Annotated in this window: 4 protein-coding genes; all 4 read left to right on the forward strand. The window is 61.4% G+C overall.

Annotated elements, in window-relative coordinates:
* Nucleotides 1–265 precede the first annotated feature (265 nt).
* Entirely contained in the window at nucleotides 266–868 is a 603-nt protein-coding gene (locus C1719_RS04060) for a hypothetical protein (protein WP_102374012.1), read from the forward strand.
* Between the two features lie 73 nt (nucleotides 869–941).
* Nucleotides 942–2,033, forward strand: coding sequence for an isocitrate/isopropylmalate dehydrogenase family protein (locus tag C1719_RS04065; RefSeq protein ID WP_102374013.1), 1,092 nt, complete (start codon nucleotides 942–944; stop codon nucleotides 2,031–2,033).
* A 75-nt stretch (nucleotides 2,034–2,108) separates the two neighbouring features.
* On the forward strand, nucleotides 2,109–4,766 hold the full coding sequence (acnA, locus tag C1719_RS04070) for an aconitate hydratase AcnA (protein WP_102374014.1): 2,658 nt from the start codon (nucleotides 2,109–2,111) through the stop codon (nucleotides 4,764–4,766).
* A gap of 210 nt (nucleotides 4,767–4,976) precedes the next feature.
* On the forward strand, nucleotides 4,977–6,910 hold a 1,934-nt coding region (locus C1719_RS04075; RefSeq protein WP_245874340.1), incomplete at its 3' end, for a Tat pathway signal sequence.

Here is a 6,910-nt window from a genome sequence, read left to right on the forward strand (position 1 = left end):
CCCGGGCGACGAGCGACGGGCGGGCCCGATCGGGTGTACGCCGCTTTTCAATGGATTTCTCCCGTGCATTGCCGCCCGTCCAGGCGCATCTCGACGACCGTTTGCCCGCGAGCTCTCGGTCGTGAAGTGGAGATTGCCGTCGGAGAAGCTTCGATGCGATATAATGGAATTGAATTATTCTGGCACAAAGCATCGATTTATCCCGCGTGCAAACAGGGTTCTGCTATATGTGCCCAGGCCGACAAGCGGCAGATGGAGACACGAATTGAGCGAAAAATCACAAGACACGAAAGATCTGGCGGCTCGGGCGATCGAGAGCGATGCTGTCTTGGCCGAGCTTGTTGAAAACCTCTCGGGAGCATCGAGGAGGATTCGCCAGATATCGGCTGCGGTTCTCGCCCAGGTTGCCAAGGAATCTCCCGATCGGCTGATCGACTACGCAGGAGCCGTCGTCGACGCGCTCAACCGACCCGAAGCCCAGACGCGCTGGGAGTGCCTCGATGTGCTCACAGCCTTGGTCGATCGCGATTCGCGCGTGTGCGACAGAGCGGTATCAGGGGCTGAAACGGCGTTGTTCGACGAGGAGAGCGGCCCGGTGCGGCTTGCGGCCATGCGTTTCCTCTGTGCGCTCGGCGCAACGACCGAAAACCGATCCGAAAAAGTCTGGCCGCTTGTGGACGAGGCCATCCAATGCTACCATGGCGACCTTGAGTTTCAGGACATGCTCGTTGCGGTTGTCGATTTTTCTGCGGGCAAGCTCAGCCCAACGGTGAAAAGCGAACTTGCCGAGCGTATGAAGTTCGACGCCGAAAACAGTCGCGGCGCTTTGAAGCGCAGGGCAGCCCAGATCATCGAAAACGTTTCGTAACCTTCGGGCGAAGATGCGGCGCGCTGATCGCGGCGTTTTCGCGAGGAGCGTACATCCGAGGAGGAACGCAGCAATGGCAAAGCATACGGTCACGCTCATCCCGGGCGATGGCATCGGCATTGAAACCTCTGCCGCCATGCAACGCGTCGTAGAGGCGAGCGGCGCCGAAATCGAGTGGGAGATCGCCGAGGCGGGTGCCTCTATGGTGGAGGCCTGCGGCACCCCGCTTCCCGATTCGACGATCGAGGCGGTGCGGCGAAACGGGGTGGCGATCAAAGGACCCGTTACCACGCCGGTCGGCGAGGGATTCAGGAGTGTCAACGTTGCGCTTCGCCAAGCACTCGACCTGTACGTCTGCTTGCGTCCGGTCCTGTCGATTCCGGGGGCGGGCGGTCGTTACGACGATGTCGATCTGGTTATCGTGCGGGAGAACTCCGAGGATTTGTACGCCGGGATCGAATTCGAGGAAGGCGCCGACGAAACGCGCGAGCTGATCGAATTCTGCCGCAGTGCGCAGGCGGGTGCGATCCGCCCCGATTCGGGCATATCCATCAAGCCGGTATCCGTTACCGCAACGCGCAACATCGTGCGCTATGCGTTCGAATACGCGCTTGAGCACGGGCGTTCCAAGGTGACGGCCGTCCACAAGGCGAACATCATGAAACATACCGACGGCCTGTTCCTTCGGGTCGCCCGCGAAGTTGCGAAGCGCTACGAGGGTCGCATCGAATTCGACGATCGGATCATCGATGCGTTCTGCATGAACATGGTCATCGATCCGACGCAGTTCGATGTGATCGTGTTTCCGAACCTCTACGGCGATATAGCGAGCGATTTGGGGGCGGGTCTGGTCGGCGGATTGGGAATCGCGCCCGGTGCGAACATCGGGGATGGGTGTGCGGTGTTCGAGGCCGTTCACGGCTCGGCGCCCGATATTGCGGGCAAAAACCTTGCCAACCCGACTGCCGAAATCCTTTCTGCGGCGATGATGCTCGATCATCTCGGCGAAACGGCATGCGCTTCGCGCATTCGCAAGGCCGTCTGCCAGGTGTATGCCGAGGGTGCCGTGCTCACGGCCGACATCCGCAAGGCGACTGGATCGACGCATGCGGCCGCAAGCTGCACCGAGTTCACCGATGCCCTCGTTGCGGCGTTGACTTCATAGTGCCTGCGGGGGCCGAAAGGGCGCTCGCTGCCGGATAAGATGCATGAATGAAAAGACGAGAGGGGTTTTGAACCTATGACGCAAAAGCAATCCACCCGAAGCGATCGGCTTGTTGTCGGTGGCGAAACGTATACGTATTTTCCCGTTTCTTCGGTCGAAGGATCCGAGAAGCTGCCGTTTTCCCTAACGGTGCTGCTTGAGAACGCGCTTCGATGCTCCGCGACCGATGAGGAAGCGCGCGAAGCCGCTGCGAGGATCATCGAAGCGGGTCTTGCGGGCGAGGTTGGAGAGGAGCTGTCGTACAGTCCGGCGCGCGTGCTCCTGCAGGACTTCACCGGCGTGCCGGTATTCGTCGATTTTGCCGTGATGCGCGAGGCCATGGCGTCGCTTGGGGGGGATCCGGCAAAGGTTAACCCCCAGATTCCCTGCGATCTGGTTATCGATCATTCGGTGATCGCCGACGAGGCGGGATGCGCAGGCGCGCTGCAGAAGAACATGGAGCTCGAATTCGAGCGCAACAACGAACGTTACACGTTTCTCAAATGGGCGCAGAGCTCGTTCGAGAACGTGCGCATCGTGCCTCCCGGAGGCGGAATATGCCATCAGATCAACGTTGAGAAATTCTCGCAGGTTGCGATGGTTCGCGAGGCTGAAGGCGAGAAGACCGTTTACTTCGATACGGTTGTGGGAACCGATAGCCATACGACGACGGCGAACGGCATCGGCGTTTTGAGTTGGGGCGTAGGCGGCATCGAGGCCGAGGCCGCTGCGCTTGGCCAGCCGATCACGACGCTCGTTCCCCGAGTCGTGGGCATCAAGCTGACGGGCGCGCTTTCGGAAGGCGTGTCGGCGATGGATCTTGCGCTCGTGTTTGCGAACATGCTGCGTGCACGCGGGGTGGTAGGGTCGTTCGTCGAATGCTTCGGTCCCGGGCTCGAAAGCCTGAGCGCCACCCAGCGCGCTTGCGTTGCGAACATGACTCCCGAATACGGATGCACGTGCACGCTGTTCCCCGTCGATCGGCAGACGCTCGACTACCTGCGTGTGACGGGACGCAGCGACGAACAGATCGCGCTGATCGAAGCCTATGCGAAGGCGCAGGGCTTCTGGAACGATCCGTCGGCCGAACCCCGTGCGTATGCGGAGGTTATCGAACTCGACCTTTCCTCCGTCAAGCGCAATCTCGCCGGTCCTTCGCGTCCGCACGACCTCATCGCCGCCGCCGATGCGCAAGGGGCGTTTTATTCGGTCTGCGCCGACAGGGGGTTGTCGCTCGACAAGCGGGTCGAGGTCGAAGTGCTCGGCGAGCGCTTCGGGCTTTCGCACGGCGCTCTCGCCATCGCGGCGGTTACGAGCTGCACGACCGCAACCGATCCAGCCATGATGATCGCTTCGGGGCTGATTGCGAAGCGTGCCGCCGAAGCGGGGCTTGCGGCCAAGCCGTGGGTCAAATGCGTGCTCGCGCCCGGAAGCAAGGCGACTGAGCTTCTGCTCGAGCGTGCGGGCCTTATCGATGGGCTGCAGAAGCTCGGCTTCTACAACTGCGGGTTCGGGTGCATGAGCTGCATCGGCAATTCGGGTCCCATCCTTTCTTCGATGCACGACGTGGCGGGCGAGATCGAGCTTGCGAGCGTGCTTTCCGGGAACAGGAACTTCGAGGGCCGTATCTCGCCCGACGTGTCCCAGAACTACCTTGCGGCGCCTGCGATGGTGATCGCTTATGCGCTCGTCGGCACGATCGACTTCGATTTCGAAAACGATCCGCTGGGCACGGACGGCAACGGCGATAAGGTGTTTCTCGCCGACATCTGGCCAAGCGATGCCGAGATCGCGCGCGAACTCGAAGCCTGCGTGACACGCGACCTCTACGACGAGGGCCGCGAGGGTCTCATGGACGGCGACGCGCGCTGGCAGGCGCTCTCGGTCGATCCGAGTGCGACGTTTTCATGGGACGACGCTTCGACTTACGTTCGCCGCGCCCCGTACTTCGACGGCATGGGCGTCGAACCTGCGGCGGTGGAGCCCATCGTGGGCGCCCGGGTGCTCGAGAGCCTCGGCGATTTCATCACCACCGACCACATCAGCCCTGCGGGCTCCATCGCATCCGATTCGCCGGCGGCAGCCTATCTGCGCGAGCGCGGCGTGCCCGAAGAGCTGTTCAACACCTACGGCTCGCGGCGCGGCAACCACGAAGTCATGATGCGCGGCACGTTCGCCAATGTGAAGCTCCAGAACAAGCTTGCCGAGGGCAGGCGCGGGCATTGGACGCGCGATCAACTGACGGGCGAGCTTGCAAGCGTATTCGACGCCGCCATGGACTACGAGGCCAACGAGGTTCCGCTCGTGGTGCTTGCCGGCAAGATGTACGGAAGCGGTTCGTCGCGCGACTGGGCGGCGAAGGGTCCGATGCTGCTCGGCGTTCGCGCGGCGTTCGCCGAAAGCTTCGAGCGCATCCACCGGTCGAACCTGATCGGCATGGGCATCCTTCCCCTGCAATTCATGGAAGGCGAAAACGCCGAAACGCTCGGTCTTGACGGCAGCGAGGCGATAAGCATCGAGCCGGTTGATTTTTCGGGCGGCCTTCCGAAGCCTGCGACCGTTACCGTGACGGCTGTGAAGCCCGATGGCACCGAAACCGCGTTTCAGGCGATCGTGCGCGTGGATACGCCGACGGAGGGCCGCTATTTCGAGCAGGGCGGAATCCTTCCGTACGTGCTTCGCACGCTGGTCTAGCCGTCGGATCCCCCTGGTGAAGATAACGCCGCATGCGGCAGAACCGCATGCGGGCGGATCTTCTGCTGGGCGGAATCGATGGACAAGCTTCTTCATCACCGTTCGGTAAACTTCTCGGGCCGTGCGCGTGCGCGCGGCCCTTTACGGTACAATACTGAGAACGTGTAATCTATTTGCATTGCATTGTGCACTGAGAAGGGATGTTTATTCGTGAAACAGACATCAGGTATAGATGCCTTGTTGGAAGCCCTGCGTCAGTCGGGCGTCGATGTGGGAAGCGGGGGAAATCCTTTTACCGGGAAAGGCCCCGACGACGGTTCTGACGGGGGAGCGTCGGGCGGAGGCGATCGGCCGCCGCGCGTCGAGGTTTCGTTCGGCGATAAATTCGCCGCATGGGGGAAGAAGGCGATCGTCATCGCGATCATCGCCATCCTCATCGTGGCAGCGGTTGCGTATTGGTGGTTCCATCCGCCTATCAACATCCACTCCACCGATACGTGGATGTTCATTGCGATTTTCATTCTGCTGCCCCTGTTCTTGTTCTTCTCGGCGCGCTCCTACGCCTACAAGAAGGGCACCGGGCGCTACGAGTACAACGAGAAGAAGGCGAAGACGTTCAAGATCGCTTCGTATCTGCCCGTGATCGTCGTGCTCGTCGGTATCGTGGGAGCGGTGGCCTCCCTTTCGTTCTTCCCAGGTAACGCCGAGAAGTACGCGAGCATCCTCCAGACCACTGACGACGAGTTCGCCCAGGATATCAAGGAGGTCGACTACACCCAGATACCCGTCATCGACCGTGATTCGGCGGTGCTTTTGGGTAACCGCACCATGGGTTCGATTCCCGAGTACGTAAGCCAGTTCGAAATTTCGCCGCTCTACAGTCAGATCAACTACCAGGGCAATCCCGTGCGTGTGAGCCCCCTGGGCTACGCCGACCTGTTCAAATGGCTCGCAAACCGCGAGCAGGGCATCCCTGCCTACGCGCTCGTCAACATGACGACGCAGGATGCCGAGATCGTGCGCTTGGGCGACAACCCGATCCGCTACTCGCAATCGGAGCCGCTCGCGCGCAACATCGATCGCCATGTGCAGCTCAAGTACCCGTTCTACATGTTCGACCAGTTCGCTTTCGAGATCGACGACGACGGCAAGCCGTGGTGGATCTGCCCGGTTCAGGATCGTACCATCGGCCTGTTCGGCGGCAAGACCATCCAGCGCGTTGTCATGTGCGACGCGACGACGGGCGAATGCACCGATCTTGCGGTGGAAGAGGTGCCGCAGTGGGTCGACCGCGTGTATCCCGCCGACCTGCTTGTGGAGCAGTACAACTGGTACGGTGCCTACAAGGACGGTTGGATCAACTCGTGGCTTGGCCAGCAGGGCGTCGTGCAAACCACGCCGGGCACCAACGGTCAGCTTGGGTACAACTACATCGCCAAAGACGATGACGTATGGGTGTACTCCGGCGTGACTTCGGCCACGGCCGACAACTCCATCGTCGGTTTCGTGCTGGTGAACCAACGCACCGCCGAGTCGCACTTCTACGAAGTGGCCGGAGCGACGGAGGATTCGGCCATGCGCTCGGCCGAGGGCCAGGTGCAGCACCTCGGCTATAACGCGACGTTCCCGCTGCTCATCAACATCAGTGGCCAGCCGACGTACTTCATGGCCCTGAAGGACAACGCGGGGCTCGTGAAGATGTTCGCAATGCTCGACATCCAACGCTACCAGAACGTGGCGGTGGGCAATACCGTCGAAGAGACGCAGCAGGCGTACAAGACGCTTCTGGCCACCAACGGCGTTGAGCTTGCCGACGAGGGCGACGAGAGCATCGTGACGAAAACGAGCGGCACGATCGAGCGGATCGTAACGGCGGTCGTCGATGGAAACTCGCATTTCTACGTGAAGCTCGTCGACGATACGAACCTCTACGACTTCGCGCTGCCGCGCCTCATGGGAATCGTGGCATACGCGGAAGGCGATGAGATCACGTTCAACTACCTCGATTCCGATGGCGTATGCGTTGCCGAAGAGATCATCGGGGAGCGGGTGTCGTCGGAGGCTGCAGCCGCAGCCGCCAAAGCGGCGAACCCCTCCTCGGCCGACGAGGGGGCGCAGGGGGCAGCCGGGGCGACCGGCGGCGA

This window comes from Raoultibacter massiliensis, assembly GCF_900199545.1.
Lineage (GTDB): Bacteria > Actinomycetota > Coriobacteriia > Coriobacteriales > Eggerthellaceae > Raoultibacter > Raoultibacter massiliensis.

What these genes read in the sequence shown, in the direction of transcription:
- acnA (WP_102374014.1), top strand. Translation starts at nt 2,109, where the DNA reads ATGACGCAAAAGCAATCCACCCGAAGCGATCGGCTTGTTGTCGGTGGC.
- C1719_RS04065 (WP_102374013.1), top strand. Translation starts at nt 942, where the DNA reads ATGGCAAAGCATACGGTCACGCTCATCCCGGGCGATGGCATCGGCATT.